Genomic DNA, 19,813 nt, shown 5'->3' with positions numbered 1-19,813 from the left:
GCGTAAATTAATTACTACAAAACCAAACAGTTTAATAATTTCTTTGAATATTGATATTTTTTCATAGATTTGTGTAATCGATTACATTTTAAATTTATCTGTTTTTTAAGTTCTTATTATGATTTTTCGCAAAAAAAGAACTTTTAATTAAATATTCGACTATTAACTATCTCTTTACAAAATAATTAAAAATGAAAACCAAAACTATCAACATTATCCTTTTTCTCGCACTTATTGTGTCTGGATGGTCTTCCAAAACACTTGCGCAGAATTCAAAATCAAGTACTATTTACTCTGATATTGAGTTTAAAATGCAAAAAGTAAAAGAACCTGTCATTCCAAAAAACACAGTTAATCTAAAAGATTTTGGTGCCGTAAGTGGCGGTTATGTTTTAAATTCAAAGGCTTTCGCCGATGCTATAGATGCTCTTTCAAAAAAGGGAGGCGGAAAATTAATTATTCCACCAGGAATCTGGCTTACAGGTCCGATTATTTTAAAAAGCAATATTGAACTTCATGCAGAAACTGGTGCTTTGATTAAATTTTCGACTGATAAAAGTTTGTATCCAATTATTGAAACCAGTTTTGAAGGTTTAAACACATGGCGCTGCATCTCCCCTATTTATGGCAAAAATCTGGAAAACGTAGCCTTTACAGGAAATGGCGTTTGGGACGGTTCTGGAGAAGTTTGGAGACAGGTTAAAAAGAGCAAATTAACTGAGAGTCAATGGAAGAAATTTGTAGCTTCTGGCGGTGTTTTAAATGATAAAAAAGAAAGTTGGTATCCATCTGAAACTTTTATGAAAGCTTCTGTTGGAGCAGATCAGAATGTTCGTTTAGACTTAAAAACGAAAGAACAATTTGAAGAAATCCATGATTTTCTTCGTCCTGTAATGGTAAGTATTCAAAATAGTAAAAGAGTTCTTTTTGATGGTCCGGTTTTTCAAAATTCACCAGCGTGGAATATTCATCCTTTAATGGTTGAAGATTTGATTATTAGAAATTTGACTGTTAGAAATCCTTGGTATTCTCAAAATGGCGACGGACTTGATGTTGAATCTTGCAAAAATGTTTTAATAGAAAATTCAAGTTTTGATGTTGGCGATGATGCCATTTGCATTAAATCCGGAAAGGATAAAGACGGTCGTGACCGCGGTGTTCCTTGCGAAAATATCATTGTTAAAAATAATATTGTATATCATGGTCACGGCGGTGTTACAGTAGGAAGCGAAATGTCAGGAGGCGTTAAAAACCTTCATGTTTCAAATTGCACTTTTATGGGAACTGACGTTGGATTACGTTTTAAAAGTACTCGCGGACGTGGTGGTATTGTTGAAAATGTCTTTATTTCTGATATTTATATGACTGATATTCCTTCTCAGGCCATTTCTTTCGATTTATATTATGGAGGAAAATCAATTGCTGAAACATTAGCTGAAGGCGGAACTAAAGTAGCCAACAAAATGATGCCAGTGAATGTAGAAACACCGCAATTCAAAAATATTTTGATTAAAAACATCACAATCGCCGGTGCATATCAAGCAGTATTTTTACAAGGATTGCCAGAAATGAATCTTGAAAATATCGAAATTTCAAACTTAACTGCAAAAGCAGAAAATGGTTTTTCAATAATTGATGCAAACGGAATTAAAATCAGCAATGTTAAATTAGATATTCAAAAACCAGAAATTTTCGAAATTTACAACGGGAAAAATATGTCGTTTAAAAATATTGAATTCAATTCAAAATCAGAGAAAGCAATCTCAATTAATGGCGAAGTGAGTCAGAATATAGAATTTATTTCAAATCCAAATTTTGATTTATCTAAAAAAATTACTGTTGATCAAACAGTTCCGAAAGGCGCTGTAAAATTTTAAAAACATTAAAACCAATTAACTAAACCCGCTTTTTTAATTACAAAAAAGCGGGTTTTTAATTTTATCAGAATTAAATTAATAATTGAAATTTGAAATTGACCTTAAACGAAATTAAACCGAACTACATTTCAAAAAAATAATGTTAATTTTGTGCTATGATTCGACTATCGATAATTGGCTCTGGGAATGTTGCACAACATTTAATAAAGGCTTTCACAAAAAGTGAAGCTGTCGAAATTGTGCAGGTATTTTCGAGAAAAAAGGAAGTTTTGGTTTCTCTTATTAATGAAGACAAAATCACAACTGATTTAATTAACTTAAAACCAGCAGATTTATATATCATTGCAGTTTCGGATAATGCAATTGGTGAAGTCTCACAACAATTATCTTTTCAAAATCAACTTGTAGTTCATACTTCTGGCGCCGCGCCTCTTGATACTCTAGAATCCAAAAACAGACGAGGAGTTTTTTATCCGCTTCAGTCTTTTTCTAAAAACAAAGCCGTAAATTTTTCAGTAATTCCAATGTGTTTGGAAGCAGAAAATAGTGCCGATTTTGATTTATTGGAAAAAACAGCAAAAACCATTTCAAATGCTGTTTTTGCTATTGATTCGGAACAACGAAAAGCATTACATGTCGCAGCCGTTTTTGTAAATAACTTTACGAATCATTTGTATCAAATTGGACAGGAAATCTGTGATGAACACCGTGTTCTTTTTGAAGTATTAAAACCTTTAATTCAGGAAACCGCTGAAAAAATCAATACATTGGATCCAATCGATGCGCAAACCGGACCAGCAAAGCGAAACGATTCTAATACTATAGAAGCGCATTTAGCGTTTTTAAACAACGAAAATCAAAAAAACATTTATAATATACTCACACAATCTATTCAAAATAATGGCAAAAAGTTATAAAGAAATAATGAATGACATCACAACATTTGTTTTTGATGTTGATGGCGTACTTACAGACAGTTCTGTTTTTGTAACCAATGAAGGCGAAATGCTTCGAACAATGAACATTCGTGACGGTTATGCAATGAAAGCTGCGATTGAAAGCGGTTATAATGTCTGTATTATTTCTGGCGGAAGCAATGAAGGCGTTCGTATTCGTTTAAACAATTTAGGTATTAAAGATGTTCATTTAGGAACTCCTGATAAAGTTCAGACTTTTAAAGATTATACAAATAGTAATAATATTAAACCAGAACAAGTGCTTTACATGGGAGACGATATTCCTGATTTTCATGTAATGAAATTAGTAGGATTACCAACTTGCCCACAAGACGCAAGCCCGGAAATCAAAAACATTTGCCGATATATCTCACACGTAAAAGGCGGACGCGGTGCAGCACGTGACGTTATTGAGCAAGTAATGAAAGTACAAGGAAAATGGATGGAATATTTTAATGGAAAACACGATTAAATAGTTATCAATTATATAAAAAACTTAGCAACTTAGCCCCAAGCTACTTAGAACCTTTGAAAAAATGAAATACTTAAAACTCGTTCGATATCAAAACTTATTGATGCTTGCTTTTATGCAGGTTTTATTTCGTTATGCTTTTTTAAAACAGCAAAATATTCCATTGGCTTTGGCCGACTGGCAATACGGATTATTGATTTTAAGCACTGTTTTATTAGCAGCTGCAGGTTATGTAATCAACGATATTTTTGATGTCGCAACAGATTCGATCAACAAGCCAAATAACGTTATTATTGGCAAAGGAATTTCTGAAGCCAGAGCCTATAATATTTATATCGGACTGAATATTACTGGTGTAGCTATTGGTTTTTATTTGTCAAATGTCATTTTGAGACCGAGTTTTGCAACAGTTTTTATTTTGATTGCGTCTTTGCTTTATTTTTATTCTACAAGTTTAAAGCAAATCATGATTTTAGGAAACTTTATCGTAGCTCTTTTATTGGCTTTAAGCGTTATTATCATCGGAATTTTTGATTTGTTTCCTGCAACAAATGCTGAGAATCAAGCGCAAATGGCGAGTCTTTTTTCGATTTTGATTGATTATGCTCTTTTTGCATTTATGATCAATTTTATTAGAGAAATAGTTAAAGATATTGAAGATGTAAATGGTGATTACAACCAAGGAATGAACACTTTGCCAATTGCAATTGGGATTAGCAGAGCCGCAAAAATCGCTTTAGGATTTGCTATAATTCCATTTGTATTGTCTTTGCTTTATATCAATACTTATTTCATGCAGAACAAACTTTATATTGCCACTTTATATAGTTTCGCCTTTGTTCTTGCTCCCCTATTATATTTTATTGTAAAAATTTATACAGCAAAAACTCAAAAAGAATTCCATCATTTGAGTACCGTTTTAAAGCTAATCTTGCTTTTCGGAATTTTATCAATTCTTGTAATTACATTAAACATCAAGTACAATGCTTAAAGAAAAACTAAAAAAATATACTTTGATTCTTGCTTCAGGATCACCAAGGAGACAGCAATTTTTTAAGGATTTGGATCTTGATTTCGAAATTCGATTAAAAGATATTGAAGAAGTTTATCCGCCTGAATTAGAAGCTGCTGAAATTACAGATTATCTTGCAGCATTAAAAGCCAGTGCATTTGATGGTGAATTAAAAGAAAATGAAATATTGGTCACTAGCGACACTATCGTTTGGCATCAAAATAAAGCTTTAGGAAAACCAAAAAATGCTGAAGAAGCTTTTGAAATGATTAAATCGATGTCTAATGCAACACATGAAGTATTTACATCTGTTTGTTTTAGAACAGAAAATACTTCTACCGTGATAAACGATGTAACAAAAGTAACATTTAACGATTTATCAGACGAAGCCATTTTGTATTATATTGAAAATTACAAACCTTATGACAAAGCTGGAGCTTATGGCATTCAGGAATGGTTTGGTTTTATGGCTGTTGCAAAAGTTGAAGGCTCTTACACCAATGTTATGGGGCTCCCGACTGCTAAAGTTTACGAATATTTGAGTACTTTAGTATAAAAATTATCTTATGTTTTCTTTTAAAGAATATAGCCAGGAAATATTTGCTACCCTTATTCTTCTATTAATTTTAGTTGCTTTAAGAATAATCGTTGCGAAACTAATCAGACGCTATGCCAGCAGCAGTCAATTATTAGAACACAGAACAAATCTGGTTATTAAATATGTTCACATTTTAATGAATATATTGGTTACTATTAGTCTGATTGTAATTTGGGGCGTCGACACTAAGGATATTTTTATCACTGTTTCTTCTATTGCAACTGTAATTGGCGTTGCTATGTTTGCGCAATGGTCTATTTTAAGCAATATAACTTCCGGAATGATTTTGTTTTTTTCATTTCCTTTTAGAATCGGAGATACTATAAAAATCCACGATAAAGATTTCCCTATTGAAGCTGAAATTGAAGACATCAGCGCTTTCCATGTGAACTTAAAAACCAAAGAAGGCGAGCGAATTATTTTTCCAAATAATCTTTTGCTTCAAAAAGGAATTTCGATAATGCCAGTACAATACGAGGAAAAAGAGTTTTTTGACTAAATTTTGAATGGAAATTTTATAACGTAAATTAAAAAACCTAAAACAGAATTACTGATTTTAAATGTAATATTTGTTTAGCCAATTTACTTTATTCAAAATTCACAAAAATGACTCAGCCTATAAAATTACCTTTTTATGCAAAGCTTGCCTGCATATTAATAAGTTTGATTTCGTTTGCCTATATTTTCTGCATTGCAAAAGATGTTATCACGCCTGTACTCATGGCATTTTTATTTGCTGTTTTATTACTGCCGATATTTACCTTTTTTAATGTAAGATTAAAATTTCCAAGACATCTTGCCGCAATTATCTGTGTTTTGACTTTTGCTGCTTTTATTATTGGGATTTTGGTTTTTATCTCCTACGAAGTAACAGATATGGCAAATGATTTTGATACCATCAAAAAAAATGCAAATGCTTTTATCGTCGACATTCATAAATTCATTAAAGACAATTTTAATGTCAGCATTGGGGAACAAAAAAAATATATAGATAATGTAACTAAAGATTCGGTCAAAAATGGAAATGCGACAATTGGTTCGGCACTGATTTCCATAACCGATTTGCTTTTAGACTGCACTATAATTCCAATTTATACTTTTCTGTTTTTAATTTATAAAGATCATTTTATTCTTTTTTTAGCCAAATTGATCAGCAAAGAAAACCATTCGGCTCTAAAAGATATTTTATCGCAAATCAAAGTTTCTATAAATAATTACATTGTTGGTCTTTTGTTAGAAATGACTACAGTAGCCGTTTTAACAAGTTTAGGACTTTGGATCATTGGAATAAAATATTTCATTTTATTGGGATTGATAACCGGAATTTTAAATCTTATTCCCTACATCGGAATATTTATTGCAGGAATAATTACAGTTTTGGCTTCATTAACCGGAACTGGAGAAACGTCAATTATATTGGGGATTTTAATCGTAAATATTATTGTTCAGCTAATTGACAACAACTTATTAGTTCCGTTAATTATAAATTCTAAAGTTGAAATTAATGCTTTTGTTTCCATCATAGGAATTATTATTGGTGGCGCTGCTGCAGGGATTTCGGGAATGTTTTTAGCGATTCCGCTTTTGGCAATGTTAAAAATAATTTTTGACCGAATAGAATCAATGGAAGCCTGGGGTTATTTGATGGGAAATCATGTGCCAAGAAAATTTACCTGGAGGGTTCGAAAAGCTAAAATTGAAAGCTAAAAAACAGTTAATTTTAAAAATAGCACTAATATTTAGCCTATATTCATATTATAAATCGTGTTTAAATAAGAGAAAAGAATCTGAATGTTTCTAAACAAAAAAATAATCGTTTTTCTATTGTTTTGCTTTTGTTTACAAAGCATTCATGGACAATCAGATAAAACAAAAAAAGATCCTACAGTAAAAAAAGATTCAACTCAGGTTTATGACCGAATCCGAAATTATTCGAAAAAGAACAATTTCACAAAAGCCATGCATAAACTCTTTTTTAGAACCAATAAGCCAAAAAAGAAAGAAGAACTCCTAATACCAAGCGATACATCAAATTATGATGGTAAAATCATTCGTAAAATAAATATCGTTACGTTAGATCCATTTGGACATTCTGTTGTAGATACAACGCAAACGCCAAAAAATTGGGGAGAACGAACAGGAAACCGACTTCATTTAAAAACCAAAAAAATTGCCATTTACAATTTACTTTTATTCAAAAGAAATAGTGTTTACGACAGTTATAAAGTACAAGAAACAGAACGTTTAATTCGATCTCAAAAGTATGTAACAGCAGTTCGGATTACACATCAATTAGCCGGAATGGCATCAGATTCTGTTGATGTTACTATCAGAGTTTTGGATTCTTGGAGCACGATTCCGCGATTTTCAATTTCCAGTAATCAAGTTTCTGTTGGATTTAAGGAAAAAGATTTCTTTGGATCTGGCCAGCAACTCGAATATCGCTTTACAAATCGTTTTAGTGATGGTGCAAATGGTAACGATGTCACATATACGGTTCCAAATATTAAAAATACTTATATCGGAACAACGTTGAATTATAAAATGGATCTTGATAACAATTACACCAAAAGCATCAATATCGAACGATTGTTTTATTCGCCTTTAACCAAATGGGCTGGCGGAATTTATGTTGGACAGAACTTCAGGAAAGATACTTTGCAGGCTCCCGATATGTCTTATGCGTATCAACCTTTCAAATATAATTTTCAGGATTTTTGGGCAGGAAAAGCTTCTAAAGTTTTTGAAGACGAAGACAAAGGAATTACCAATTTAATTGTTTCCGGCCGATTTCTGAATGTAAATTATAGCGAAAGTCCAACAGATTTATATGATCCAACTCATTTTTATTCTGATCAAAAACTTATTTTATCCGGAATTGGAATTAATACACGAAAATTTATTAAAGACAATTATATTTTTAGAAATGGCCAGACTGAAGACGTTCCTATTGGCCGAATTTATGGTGTTACTTTAGGCTATCAATATAAAAATCAAATGTGGAGACCTTATGTTGGCGGTCAGTTTTCATTTGGTAATTATTATAGATTAGGATTTTTGAGTGCTAATTTTGAAGGCGGAACCTTTTTTCATGACTCAAAAACTTATGAAACAGCATTTTCTGTAGAAACCAACTATTTTACGAAGCTTTACAGCATTGGAACTTGGAAATTAAGACAATTTGTGAATCCAAAAATGGTTATTGGCATTAACCGTGAGGATATTATTGGAGATCAATTGAATATAAATGAAGAAAATGGTTTAGCTGGATTCAACAGCGCCATTTACGGAACCAACAAGATGATTTTATCATTACAGACGCAAACTTATTCTCCGAATGCACTTCTTGGATTTCGTTTAAATCCATTTTTCAATTATTCAATAGCCGTTTTAGGAAGTCCGAATAATGCGATGGGCAGAAACAAGGCCTATTCAAAATTTACGCTCGGTGTAATAGTAAGTAACGATTATTTAGTATTCAGTTCTTTTCAATTATCCTTGTCATACTACCCTACTATTCCATTTGAAGGAGATAATGTTTTTAAAACCAATACTTTTGAAACAACAGATTTTGGATTAATGAATTTTGAGCTGTCAAAACCAAGAATTGTAGATTATAAATAAAAAGATTTTTTTTGCTTTTTTTATCTTTTTTTAAAGTTTATGAAACATTTTGAAAATCAAAACATTACCGTATATTTAGCGCTTTCACACTCGTTGAACTGCTAATTTTATCCGACGAAATGCATTAGGTTTTTATTTTTGGCACAGTATATGAATATTACTAAGCAAGAGTAACATTAAAACTTTAGAAAAAATGAAAACGTTAAAAATAGCAATCGCCGGATTATTTCTTTTGGTTGCAAATGCCACGCAAGCCCAAGTATCAATTAATGTAAATATAGGCACACCACCAGCTTGGGGACCTGCAGGATATGCTGAAATGGAGTATTATTATTTACCAGACATTGAAGCTTATTATGATGTTCGAGCTTCACAGTTTATTTATTTTGGAGGCGGAAGATGGGTTAGAACCACTTATTTGCCAAGACAATATAGAAATTATGATTTATACGGAGGTTATAAAGTAGTTTTAACTGATTACCACGGAAGAACTCCATATACTTATTTTGACCGTCACAGAGTAAAATATTACAGAGGGTATCATGGAGAACCTCAAAGACCATACAAACCAAGACCGGTTTATGGATACAATGATCGTCATGACCATAGAGATTACAAACATTATGACAAACACCATGATAAACATGATCGCCACGACCATGATGACCACGACGATCATCGCGGACACGGAAGAAGATAATTGCTAAATATCTAATTTTCAACACAAAAGAGTATCAAAAATATTGATACTCTTTTTTTATGCATGCATAGTATAATCTGAATTTGTTAATTTGTTATGTAATATTTAAAAATAATCTCAAAATCAATTATATTTATAATAATTGTCTTATTCTATTATAATTGTGACTTATATTTGCACAATATTTTAAATCCCAGTTAATTATGAGAAATAATTTCTATCTATTCGCCTTTTTAACTATGTCACTTTTTATTTCGTGTGACAATAATGATGACAACTCTAATAACCAATCTGCTGGAAATGGCATTACAATTAATTCCGACGCCACTTCTTTAAATCAAAGACTTGATTACACTAATTCTGGAGTTATCTCAATCACTAACACTTCAACGGCAAAAGGACTAGCAACTCAGTCAACAACCGATTTGCCAATGGTTCAAATTGCAGAAATTAATCCTCCAACAGACAGTAATGGTAGGACTTTACAAGCAAATCATGTTGCTGTAAATGGAAATTATGCTTATGTAGCCTATACAATGATGGGTGAAGCTTATTCTGGAGCGATTGATGTTATTGATGTTACAGATCCTTACAAGCCAAAATTGCTTACATCTGCATTAATTGCTAATACAGACATTACTTCTCTTACTTACTCTAACGGAAATTTAATTATCGCCGGAGCAAAAGATATTGACAAAGATGCAACTTTGACAAATCCTGCAATTGTAATCAATATGCAATTAAGCTCTGGAATGCTTACAGATAAATATACAGTAACAAAACTTGAAAGCCATGCAACAACTGATGTTGCTGCTAACTCATCTTCTTACTTTGCAGTAACTGGAGATACAGGAAGCTTGTTTAAAATCAGTAATTCTACTAAACAAGTAACTTCAAAAGTAGCTGTTCAGGATTTACGTACTGTGGCAATCAGCGGTGACAAAATTGTTACCTTAAGCGGTACAAAAGGTGTAAATATTTATAACGAATCAACTCTTGCCCTTCAAAAGTCTTTCACTACAAGCACTGATGTAAGTGCTGCAAAAAGAACAATTGATTTTGACGGAACAAAATTATTAGTTTCTGAAGGATACAATGGATTAGGAGTTTATGATATCAACAGCGGTTCTAAGCTTCAAACAATTGGATTGGCTTCTGCAGGAGGAGATAATGTAACCAATGCGGTTTCTGTAAACGACGGATATGCTTTTGTTGCAAACGGAGCTGCAGGATTAAATGTTTACAAATCTGGAACTTCATTAAGTCTGGTTGGAACTGTTGGAATTACTGGTTCATCTAATTATGTAAAATCTAGCGGAGACTATATTTATGTTGCTAGCGGAAAAGGTGGTTTGAAAATCATTAAGATGGAAAAACCAAATGCAACTTTCGCAAATTGTTCTTCTTACGGAGTTTACAATCAAGGAAAAGATTTGATTTTGAATTCTAACGAAGTAAAATCATATAATGGTTCAACAGCAATTAATTCTATAATCGTAAATTCTGGAGGTGTGTTAACACACTGTGGATCAATTTCTGTTCAAAATACTTTGATTTTAAACAGCGGAGGAACTTTTAATATGACTGGAACTTTGGCACAAGGAAAATACCAGCAATCAAACCCAACAGAACTTATTATCAATAGCAATGCTTTATTGCAAATTGAAGGTTCTGTAGTAATCTGGGGCGACCTAAGATTGAACAGTGGTGCAAAAATTAATTTTATTGGAAACAATTCGTCGATTACCATTTATGGTAAAGTGACTAAAAATAGTGGCGTTACCATTACTGGAACGTACAAAGACACAGAAAACAAATTGAAATAATTTTCTGTAATCCTAAGAAATACCACCTGATTTAATTTATTAAATCAATTCTTTAAAAAAAATGCTGTCGGAGACAATCTGATGGCATTTTTTTTGTGGAGTAGTTTTTCTTAAAAAAGGAAATCAATAACCAAACATTAACAATTCATTTAAATAGTCTTCAAAAATATAATTACTATTTTTGAAGCACTTTCAAAAACATCAAACTACGCTATGCGAAAAATTCAATTACTAATTCTTTCATTTTTTTTAACCGGGATTTCAATTTCTTTTGCACAACAGCCACAAAAACCGAGTTCTGTAGAAATTTATAATCAAATCAAAAAATTAAATTTTTTAGGTTCGGTCTTATATGTTGCCGCACATCCTGATGATGAAAACACTCGTTTGATTTCTTATATGGCAAACGAAATGAATGCAAGAACTGGGTATTTGTCTTTGACACGCGGTGATGGCGGGCAAAACTTAATTGGTCCGCAATTGCGTGAATTATTAGGTGTAATCAGAACTCAGGAATTAATTGAAGCCCGTAAAATTGACGGTGGTGAACAGTTTTTTTCACGCGCGAATGATTTCGGTTTTTCAAAAAATCCAAGCGAAACTTTAGAAATCTGGGATAAAGACAAAGTTCTTGCCGATGTTGTTTGGACTATCCGAAAATTTCAACCAGACGTAATCATAAACCGTTTTGATCATCGTTCACCAGGAACAACGCACGGACATCATACGTCATCGGCAATGTTGAGTGTTGAAAGTTATAAATTGACAAATGATCCAAAAATATATCCGGAACAATTAAAATATGTTGCACCATGGCAGGTAAAACGCCAGTTTTTTAATCCGTCTTGGTGGTTTTACGGAAGCCAGGAAAAATTTGATGCTGCTAATAAATCAAAATTCACCAAATTAGAAACTGGAGTTTATTACACCGGAATCGGAAAATCAAATCAGGAAATTGCTGCTTTAAGCCGAAGCCGCCATCAATCACAAGGTTTTGGAAGTACAGGAGCACGTGGAGAAGAAACTGAGTATTTGGAACTAATTAATGGAGAAACTCCAAAAGAAAGAGACAATTTATTTGATGGAATCGATACTTCCTGGAACCGAGTTAAAAACGGAAAACCAGTTGGCGAATTAATTTCTAAAATCATTTCAAAATACGATTTCAGCAATCCGTCGGCAAGTATTCCTGATTTGATAAAAGCATACACAATGATTGAAGCTTTAGAAGATGATCATTGGAAACCTTTAAAAGCCAATGCAATTAAAAACATTATAGCATCTTGCTCAGGTTTATATCTGGAAGCAGTAGCCACCGAACAAGAAGCTACTCCAGGAAGCACTATTAAATTAAATCTTGAAGCTATTAACAGATGTGCTGTTGAAATGCAATTAGTTAGCATAACAACATTGCCAGACAATAAAACAACGGCTCAAAATAGTGTTTTGAAGAATAACAATGATCAAAAATTGAGTATTCAATTACAACTTCCTGAAACAATTGAATATACACAGCCGTATTGGTTAAAAGAAAAAGCAACTGTTGGAATGTACACGGTTTCAAATCAGGAAAATATTGGAATTCCAGATATTATTAGAGAAGTGAAAGTTGTTTTTAACGTAAAAATAAATGGTGTTGAAATTCCGTTTGAGCGTACTGTTGTTTACAAATACAATGACGGAGTTAAAGGCGAAATGTATAATTTTCTTGATATAGTGCCTGAAGTTACAACTTCAATTCTTGAAAAAGTATTGATTTTTAAGGATACCAAAAGCAAAATGATTCCGGTAAAAGTTCGTGCCGGAAAAGACGGAATAAAAGGAAATCTTCAATTAGAATTACCAAAAAGCTGGGTAATTTCACCAAAACAGATTCCGTTTTCTTTGGATAAAAAAGGAAGTGAGCAAACTTTTTATTTTGAAGTTACACCTCCAGTAAACCCTGAAGAAGCGGTTGCAAAAGCGGTTGCTATTACGGAAAATAAACGTTTTGACAAAGATGAAACGATTATTGATTACAGTCATATTACGAAACAAATGGTTTTAAAATCGGCTGAGTCAAAATGTATTAGAATCGACTTAAAAACTTCTGGTGATGCTATTGCTTACATTATGGGCGCTGGCGATGAAGTTCCAGAAAGTTTAGCTCAAATGGGATACAAAGTAACGATTCTGAAGCCAGAAGAAATTACACCAGAACGTCTGGATTCTTTCAGTACAGTTATTACCGGAATTCGCGCTTACAATACTGTAAATGCTTTAGCACACAAACAAAAAATACTTTTTGATTTTGTAAAAAACGGTAAAAACATGATTGTACAATACAATACATATGGCAAAATGGTTACGGATCAAATTGCACCATATCCGTTAAAAGTTTCAAATGATCGCGTAACTGAGGAAAATGCTAAAATAACATTTTTAGCACCAAATCATCCGGTTTTAAATACTCCGAATAAAATTACTGAAAAAGATTTTCAAGGCTGGACTCAAGAACAAGGCTTATATTACCCAGATCAATACGACGCTGCCTTCACTCCTATTATATCATCGCATGACAAAGGTGAATCTCCAAAAGATGGCGCATTGTTAGTAGCACCATATGGAAAAGGATACTATATTTACACTGGGTTAAGCTTTTTTAGAGAATTGCCAGAAGGCGTAGCCGGCGCTTACCGATTGTTATCTAATATCATTTCGCTGAAACAGCCAATTGAAGCTCCTAAACAAGAATTAAAGCAATAATACATTTGTAAAATGGAAGCCAAAAAAACAAAAAAATGGAAAAAAAGCTACACCTATGTTTTGGTGGCTAATGCTATTTATATTCTTATTTTTCTCTTAATCATGCAATTATACTCATAACCTATGCAACTATTTGATTGGATCGTACTTATTGTTACACTTTTATTCATTGTTGGATATGGTTCATGGAAAACCAAAGGAAGCAAGAATGTTGAAGATTTCATTTTAGGGAACAACGAAACGCCGTGGTACACTGTTGGGCTTTCAGTAATGGCAACTCAGGCAAGTGCAATTACTTTCCTGTCAACGCCCGGACAAGCATATCATGATGGGATGGGATTTGTTCAGTTCTATTTTGGATTGCCAATTGCTATGATTGTCATTTGTGTGACTTTTATTCCGCTTTATCATAAAAATAAAGTTTTTACCGCTTACGAATTTCTTGAAAAACGATTTGATGTAAAAACACGTTCGCTTGCGGCAATCTTGTTTTTAGTACAGAGAGGATTAGGAACCGGACTAACAATTTATGCTCCTGCAATTATTTTGTCGGCCTTATTGGGCTGGAATCTTACTGTAATGAATATCATAATTGGTGTTATGGTAATTATTTACACATTTTCTGGTGGAACAAAAGCGGTGAATGTAACACAGAAACAACAAATGTTTGTGATTATTTCAGGTATGTTTATTACTTTTTTCCTGATTTTACATTATTTGCCAAACGATATGACTTTTACAAGTGCCATGCATATTGCAGGCGCAAATGACAAAATGAATATTGTCGATTTCTCTTTTGATCCCGAAGAAAAATATACTTTTTGGAGTGGAATTACTGGTGGATTTTTCCTTGCACTCTCCTATTTTGGTACAGATCAATCGCAAGTTGGACGTTATTTATCTGGAAAATCGGTTAAGGAAAGTCAGATGGGATTAATCATGAACGGACTTTTAAAAGTTCCGATGCAGTTTTTTATTTTATTGACTGGAGTTATGGTTTTTGTTTTCTTCCAATTCAATCCAGTTCCTTTAAATTTTAATCCGAATAATAAAATTGTTATTGAAAAATCGGCATTTAAAGAAGAATATCATGCTCTGGAGAAGAAATTAGATAAACTTTCTGAAGATAAAAAAGTAATAAACCTATTATATATCGATCAGCTGAATCAGGATTATGACAATCCGATTTTACGAAAAGAATTAGTTGCTTTATCAAACAAAGAAAAAGATTTGCGCGATAAAGCAAAAGAAATCATTTCGAAAGCTGACAGCAATAGTGAAACAAATGATAAGGATTATGTTTTCTTCCATTTCATTTTGCATTATTTACCAAAAGGGCTTATAGGTTTATTGCTTGCCGTTATTATTTCTGCAGCAATGTCGTCAACAGCTTCGGGACTGAATGCTTTGGCCTCGACAACGGCAATTGATATTTACAAACGAAATGTAAAAGGTGAAAAATCAGAAAAACATTTTTTAATGGCAACGAAGTTTTTCACGCTTTTTTGGGGAGTTGTAGCTATTCTTTTTGCTTGTGTAGGAACTTTGTTTGAGAATTTGATTCAGCTTGTAAATATTATTGGTTCTATATTTTACGGAACCGTTTTGGGAATTTTCCTTGTTGGATTTTACTTAAAACGAGTTCAGGCAAAGCCAATGTTCTACAGCGCAATCATAAGTCAGGTGACTATTTTTATCATTTATTATTTCATGATTTATATTTATCCGAGCGATCAGGAAAAATTGGGTTATTTATGGCTGAATTTCATTGGAGCGAATCTTACCGTTGCATTATCACTTATCCTTCAATTTTTATTTTTTAAAGGAAACCCGGATTCTGATAATGTAATTTTGGAATAAATTTCAAGTAAACAAAAGACTTCTTAGAACGAGGATGCCCTAACCCTAATGGAAGCGGCATCCTTTTTTATTGCTTTTTCTGCCATAAAAAAGATATTAATTCCGATAACTATCGGGACAGGAAATAGCTCTTAAAAATTACGAGCACTTTATTCCTAATTCAATTCTTCTACATTTGTAAGTAAAAAATGTTATTTTAGTAAGTTTAAAAGTCATCAAAAAACAAACTAAAAAACTGCGAATGAAAATTTCAGACGATATCCAAAAACTACTTCCTTTTGGTTACCTTTTTCTTGTTATAATGGGAATTGTAAAAGAGTGCTTTTTTCATTATCAATTAGGAATAAACATATTGAAATATTCTACAATCATGGACATATTAATTAGTCCAATTGCTACTTTTACTTCAAATCCAATAGTTTTAATTTTTATACTTTCACTATTTATATTTCACTATAATTTACCGTCGTTGATAGCAAAATATAGAGATAGGAAATTTATCATAAGAACATTTGAATTAAAAAATATTAAAGGTCTATCTCCGGCAGAAACTAAAAGTTATTTTAATAGTATTGCAATAAAAACACTTGCCGTGATACTTTGTTCATTTTTCTTTGGTTACGGGCTCGCAGGTGGTTATGGTACTTCAAAAAAAATTAGAGAACATAAAGAAAAGTATAATTATAAAATCAATTATAGTAGTGGCGAATCTGAAGAAATCTTTTTAATAAACACCAACAGTCTCTATTATTTTTATACTGCTAAAGGAAGCAAAACCATAAAAATAACGCCTTTGGGAGCTGTTAAAAGTATTGAACTTATAGATAATAAAATGGTAAACAAAGGATTATTTCTTTATAATACATCATTATGAGAGATTTGAAAAAATATAGCAACAAAACTAAAGCTGCATTTATTTTGCTGATTGTGATGCTGATTATTATTTTGAACAATTTCAACACGCTTCAAAATTCGAAAAAAGTGAATGAGAATATTAATGCAATCTACAATGATCGATTGGTTGTGGCACATTATATTTTTCAATATTCTAAAGAACTGCATTTTATAAAAGCGGAAGCTGAAAAACTGGATTTGAGTGATAATATTAAAAAAGATGAAATTATTCATACACTTGATATTATTCACAATATCGATGATCTTTATGCCAAAACAGTTTTGACAAATAAGGAAAAAGAGTATTTTGATGCTTTTCTGGCTTCCTGCAAAGAAATAAATAATCAGGTTGAGAATAAAAATTGGAGCAAAATCGCCTATGCGAGCGAACAGGCCTTGAAAACATTAGAATCTTTATCCCAAATTCAGATTAAAGAAGGAAAAGCAAAATTGGCAAGTGCAAATGCTATGTATAATGATAATAATAGTTTGGGACAGCTTGAAATAGCGCTTCTTATAATTCTGGGTGGAATTACGTTTTATTTGCTGATTGTAAAAAAAACAAAAAGAAACATCAAAATTCCTGAACCGCCTAGTATGAATTAAGTTGTTTCAGGTTTCAGGTTTCAGGTTTCAAGTTTCAGGTTAAATTAAACGTAAAAAAAATCCAAAACTATAAAGCTTTGGATTTTGAAATTTAAATATTTAAAATTTTAAAGACTTATCTGCTCCATTCAGCGATACTGTCTTTGTTCATTTTTACGTAATCTTGATTGTTAGCTGTTTCAGCCGCTGCCAATGAAGCTTTTGCTGTTTCAACTGCTCCTTTTTTATCTCCTTGTTTTGCCTGGATAATTGATTTAAGTCTCAAGATATAATAAGGTTTATCAGTTACCATATCTAAAGATTTGTCAACATATGTTCTTGCAGTTTCGATATTTCCATTTGATGAAAATAAATATTGAGCAGCTGCATAATAATCGTTTGATGTTGGTCCAGCCAAAGTTTTTTCGATACTTGCAGTTGCAACTTTTGCAGTTGGAACTTCAAATTTAAGTGCTACATGAGAATTTTCCCAAGCCATTTCCAAATAAGCGAAATTTGGATCTAAACCATTAATACCAATAGTGAAAGTTTCAACCGGAGTTGGCAATGCTTCTTCTTTTACTGTAGTTCTCAACGCAACATAAGCATCGCTCCAATTTTCTGGCAATCCCCAATTATCTGTAGATAAGTAAAAAATAATTTCCCAGCTTTCAATTTTAGGAATCGTATAAATTGAGTATTTTCCTTTTTTCAAAGTTTTTCCATCAATTACAACATCATCGCTAAAATTAATAATCGTATTTTCATTAGCTCCTGTTCTCCATAATTTACCAAACGGAACTAAATTTCCAAAAACTGCTCTTCCTCTTGCACCTGGTCGCGAGTATGTCACTTCAACATCAGTTAAACCAACAGTTTGTTTGATGTATGCTTTTGGACTTGCTTGTGGTGTTTTTATCTGTGCTTCAGAAGCAAAAGGCGCTAATAAAATAGCAAATGCAATAAGTATTTTTTTCATTTTAGTTTTTTATTTGTTTCTGTTCAAATTTACAAATTCAATTACCTAACAAATGTTAAATTTAACTTAATTCAGACTGTGATCTGTGATATTTTTTGCGCGTTTAATTCATTGAAATGATTAATTATTAAATCGGCATCTGAAAGATCTTGCAAATTAGAGTTCTCACTTCTATAACCAACACAATAAATTCCTGCTGCTTTAGCTGCTTTTACACCATTTGTACTGTCTTCAATAATAATACATTCCTCTTTTGGAGCAATTGACAAAGAAGCTGCGTGGATAAAAATTGCCGGATTTGGTTTTGACTGTGGAAAATCTTCGCCGCTCACGATATGCGAAAAATACTGATGCAAGTTGAACCTTGTAAAAACTCTTTCAATAGTAACTTTTGATGCAGATGAAGCCAAAATAATCTGAATTCCGTTAGCATGTAAATCTTTAATCAAATCTTCAACTCCCTCCAATAAAAATAAATCTTCTTTTGTATCAAAAGCATCATTAAAAATATTTCTTTTTCTCTGAATCAACTCTTCAACTTCTTGGTCGATTACAGGAAAAAAACCTTTCAGTGTCTGAAAAGTATTTCGAGTTGAAAATCCTGTAAACGAAGTATACATTTCTTCTGAAACTTCAATATTTAATTCCGAAAATTGTTTGTAATAAGCATAACGATGAACGGGTTCTGTATCTACAATTACGCCGTCCATATCAAAAATTACTGTTTTAATCATTTTTTTTAAAAGGTGCTAAGGTTCTGAGGGACTAAGGTTCTAAGGTTTTTTTTTAAGAGGCTAATCTTTTAAAGTTCTGTTTTTTTTTTTAATCTTAGAACCTTAGAAACTTAGCATCTTAGTACCTTTTTTATTCTTTTTTGTTTGCAATCAAATAGCGAATTACTGTTTCTGCTGCGTGAAGTCCAAATAAACCAGGCATGTAGCTGTTTGTTCCGTAGAAAGATTTTTTGAAATTTTTTCCGTCAGTTAGTTTTAAGCTTTTTTCATCCTGAATTTCAGATGAGAAAACCACTTTCAATTTATTGATTTTGGCTGCTTTTAATCGCTTACGGATTGTTTTTGAAAAATAACAGTTGATTGTTTTCGAAATATCTGCAACCTTTACTTTAGATGCCAACATCTTTCCTCCTGCACCCATGCTGCTTATAATTTTAACTCTTTTGCGTTTTGCCGCAATAATCAAATTCAATTTTGGAGTAATACTATCGATGCAATCTAAAACATAATCAAACTCTGTTGAAACGATTTCAAAAGCACGTTCCGGTGATAAAAATTCTTTTACACGAGTTAATTTCAATTCTGGATTAATATCCATCAAACGATCACCAACGATTGTAATTTTTGGTTCACCTACAGTAGAATGTAAAGCTGGTAATTGTCTGTTAATATTTGTAATATCAACCACATCGCCGTCAACAATTGTCATACTGCCTACTCCGGCTCTCGCTAAAAATTCAGCTGCAAATGATCCAACTCCGCCTAATCCAACTACTAATACATTTGCATTCTGCAAATTTTCTAATCCTTCTTTTGTAAATAAAAGCTCGGCTCTTTCTGTCCACTCTGCCATATTATATTTTTTATTTTTTGTTTTCTTTTGTTTCAGGTTTCAGGTTTCAGGTTTCAAGTTTGTCAGGCTGAGCGAAGTCGAAGCCCGTGTACTATTGG

The 19,813-nt window shown here is 32.3% G+C and carries 17 protein-coding genes; 14 read left to right on the top strand and 3 right to left on the bottom strand.

Going from position 1 to position 19,813, the window contains the following annotated elements:
- Positions 1–191 precede the first annotated feature (191 nt).
- From FN795_RS00260 to FN795_RS00195, 14 genes are all read left to right on the top strand, one after another.
- The gene (locus tag FN795_RS00260) at positions 192–1,877 is read left to right on the top strand and encodes a glycoside hydrolase family 28 protein (protein WP_142448736.1); all 1,686 of its coding nucleotides are present in this window, start codon (positions 192–194) and stop codon (positions 1,875–1,877) included.
- Positions 1,878–2,032: 155 nt separating this feature from the next.
- Entirely contained in the window at positions 2,033–2,794 is a 762-nt protein-coding gene (locus FN795_RS00255; protein ID WP_142448735.1) for a Rossmann-like and DUF2520 domain-containing protein, read from the top strand.
- Positions 2,778–3,305: a KdsC family phosphatase gene (locus FN795_RS00250; protein ID WP_142448734.1), complete on the top strand. Its 528-nt coding sequence runs from the start codon at positions 2,778–2,780 to the stop codon at positions 3,303–3,305. Before FN795_RS00255 ends, FN795_RS00250 begins: the two co-directional genes overlap by 17 nt.
- Positions 3,306–3,369: 64 nt before the next feature.
- Positions 3,370–4,296, top strand: a complete 927-nt coding sequence (locus tag FN795_RS00245) for a geranylgeranylglycerol-phosphate geranylgeranyltransferase (RefSeq protein WP_142448733.1) — start codon at positions 3,370–3,372, stop codon at positions 4,294–4,296.
- On the top strand, positions 4,289–4,873 hold the full coding sequence (locus FN795_RS00240; protein WP_142448732.1) for a Maf-like protein: 585 nt from the start codon (positions 4,289–4,291) through the stop codon (positions 4,871–4,873). The genes FN795_RS00245 and FN795_RS00240 overlap by 8 nt, the downstream gene beginning before the upstream one ends.
- A gap of 10 nt (positions 4,874–4,883) precedes the next feature.
- Positions 4,884–5,414: a mechanosensitive ion channel domain-containing protein gene (locus FN795_RS00235; protein ID WP_142448731.1), complete on the top strand. Its 531-nt coding sequence runs from the start codon at positions 4,884–4,886 to the stop codon at positions 5,412–5,414.
- Positions 5,415–5,521: 107 nt separating this feature from the next.
- Positions 5,522–6,622: an AI-2E family transporter gene (locus FN795_RS00230; RefSeq protein WP_142448730.1), complete on the top strand. Its 1,101-nt coding sequence runs from the start codon at positions 5,522–5,524 to the stop codon at positions 6,620–6,622.
- Positions 6,623–6,706: 84 nt separating this feature from the next.
- Positions 6,707–8,539, top strand: coding sequence for a hypothetical protein (locus FN795_RS00225; protein WP_142448729.1), 1,833 nt, complete (start codon positions 6,707–6,709; stop codon positions 8,537–8,539).
- Between the two features lie 193 nt (positions 8,540–8,732).
- Positions 8,733–9,239, top strand: coding sequence for a hypothetical protein (locus FN795_RS00220; RefSeq protein WP_142448728.1), 507 nt, complete (start codon positions 8,733–8,735; stop codon positions 9,237–9,239).
- 203 nt (positions 9,240–9,442) lie between these two features.
- Positions 9,443–11,065: an LVIVD repeat-containing protein gene (locus FN795_RS00215; protein WP_142448727.1), complete on the top strand. Its 1,623-nt coding sequence runs from the start codon at positions 9,443–9,445 to the stop codon at positions 11,063–11,065.
- A gap of 213 nt (positions 11,066–11,278) precedes the next feature.
- Positions 11,279–13,810: a PIG-L family deacetylase gene (locus FN795_RS00210; RefSeq protein ID WP_142448726.1), complete on the top strand. Its 2,532-nt coding sequence runs from the start codon at positions 11,279–11,281 to the stop codon at positions 13,808–13,810.
- Between the two features lie 123 nt (positions 13,811–13,933).
- A complete protein-coding gene (locus tag FN795_RS00205) occupies positions 13,934–15,670 on the top strand; it encodes a sodium:solute symporter (RefSeq protein WP_142448725.1) in 1,737 nt (578 codons plus the stop codon).
- Positions 15,671–15,911: 241 nt separating this feature from the next.
- On the top strand, positions 15,912–16,544 hold the full coding sequence (locus FN795_RS00200) for a hypothetical protein (protein WP_142448724.1): 633 nt from the start codon (positions 15,912–15,914) through the stop codon (positions 16,542–16,544).
- Complete coding sequence (locus tag FN795_RS00195; protein ID WP_142448723.1) at positions 16,541–17,170, top strand: MCP four helix bundle domain-containing protein; 630 nt, start codon at positions 16,541–16,543, stop codon at positions 17,168–17,170. The genes FN795_RS00200 and FN795_RS00195 overlap by 4 nt, the downstream gene beginning before the upstream one ends.
- Before the next feature lie 115 nt (positions 17,171–17,285).
- On the opposite strand, the gene FN795_RS00190 is transcribed toward FN795_RS00195, so the two are convergent.
- The 3 genes from FN795_RS00190 to FN795_RS00180 form a co-directional block, all read right to left on the bottom strand.
- Complete coding sequence (locus FN795_RS00190; RefSeq protein ID WP_142448722.1) at positions 17,286–18,128, bottom strand: DUF2911 domain-containing protein; 843 nt, start codon at positions 18,126–18,128, stop codon at positions 17,286–17,288.
- A gap of 71 nt (positions 18,129–18,199) precedes the next feature.
- Entirely contained in the window at positions 18,200–18,862 is a 663-nt protein-coding gene (locus tag FN795_RS00185; RefSeq protein ID WP_142448721.1) for an HAD family hydrolase, read from the bottom strand.
- A gap of 130 nt (positions 18,863–18,992) precedes the next feature.
- Positions 18,993–19,715, bottom strand: coding sequence for a tRNA threonylcarbamoyladenosine dehydratase (locus FN795_RS00180; RefSeq protein WP_142448720.1), 723 nt, complete (start codon positions 19,713–19,715; stop codon positions 18,993–18,995).
- Between the last annotated feature and the right edge of the window lie 98 nt (positions 19,716–19,813).

Source organism: Flavobacterium resistens (assembly GCF_900182645.1).
Lineage (GTDB): Bacteria > Bacteroidota > Bacteroidia > Flavobacteriales > Flavobacteriaceae > Flavobacterium > Flavobacterium resistens.
This window is presented reverse-complemented; position numbering and strand designations above follow the sequence as displayed.

What these genes read in the sequence shown, in the direction of transcription:
- FN795_RS00260 (WP_142448736.1), top strand. Translation starts at nt 192, where the DNA reads ATGAAAACCAAAACTATCAACATTATCCTTTTTCTCGCACTTATTGTG.
- FN795_RS00255 (WP_142448735.1), top strand. Translation starts at nt 2,033, where the DNA reads ATGATTCGACTATCGATAATTGGCTCTGGGAATGTTGCACAACATTTA.
- FN795_RS00250 (WP_142448734.1), top strand. Translation starts at nt 2,778, where the DNA reads ATGGCAAAAAGTTATAAAGAAATAATGAATGACATCACAACATTTGTT.
- FN795_RS00245 (WP_142448733.1), top strand. Translation starts at nt 3,370, where the DNA reads ATGAAATACTTAAAACTCGTTCGATATCAAAACTTATTGATGCTTGCT.
- FN795_RS00240 (WP_142448732.1), top strand. Translation starts at nt 4,289, where the DNA reads ATGCTTAAAGAAAAACTAAAAAAATATACTTTGATTCTTGCTTCAGGA.
- FN795_RS00235 (WP_142448731.1), top strand. Translation starts at nt 4,884, where the DNA reads ATGTTTTCTTTTAAAGAATATAGCCAGGAAATATTTGCTACCCTTATT.
- FN795_RS00230 (WP_142448730.1), top strand. Translation starts at nt 5,522, where the DNA reads ATGACTCAGCCTATAAAATTACCTTTTTATGCAAAGCTTGCCTGCATA.
- FN795_RS00225 (WP_142448729.1), top strand. Translation starts at nt 6,707, where the DNA reads ATGTTTCTAAACAAAAAAATAATCGTTTTTCTATTGTTTTGCTTTTGT.
- FN795_RS00220 (WP_142448728.1), top strand. Translation starts at nt 8,733, where the DNA reads ATGAAAACGTTAAAAATAGCAATCGCCGGATTATTTCTTTTGGTTGCA.
- FN795_RS00215 (WP_142448727.1), top strand. Translation starts at nt 9,443, where the DNA reads ATGAGAAATAATTTCTATCTATTCGCCTTTTTAACTATGTCACTTTTT.
- FN795_RS00210 (WP_142448726.1), top strand. Translation starts at nt 11,279, where the DNA reads ATGCGAAAAATTCAATTACTAATTCTTTCATTTTTTTTAACCGGGATT.
- FN795_RS00205 (WP_142448725.1), top strand. Translation starts at nt 13,934, where the DNA reads ATGCAACTATTTGATTGGATCGTACTTATTGTTACACTTTTATTCATT.
- FN795_RS00200 (WP_142448724.1), top strand. Translation starts at nt 15,912, where the DNA reads ATGAAAATTTCAGACGATATCCAAAAACTACTTCCTTTTGGTTACCTT.
- FN795_RS00195 (WP_142448723.1), top strand. Translation starts at nt 16,541, where the DNA reads ATGAGAGATTTGAAAAAATATAGCAACAAAACTAAAGCTGCATTTATT.
- FN795_RS00190 (WP_142448722.1), bottom strand. Translation starts at nt 18,128, where the DNA reads ATGAAAAAAATACTTATTGCATTTGCTATTTTATTAGCGCCTTTTGCT.
- FN795_RS00185 (WP_142448721.1), bottom strand. Translation starts at nt 18,862, where the DNA reads ATGATTAAAACAGTAATTTTTGATATGGACGGCGTAATTGTAGATACA.
- FN795_RS00180 (WP_142448720.1), bottom strand. Translation starts at nt 19,715, where the DNA reads ATGGCAGAGTGGACAGAAAGAGCCGAGCTTTTATTTACAAAAGAAGGA.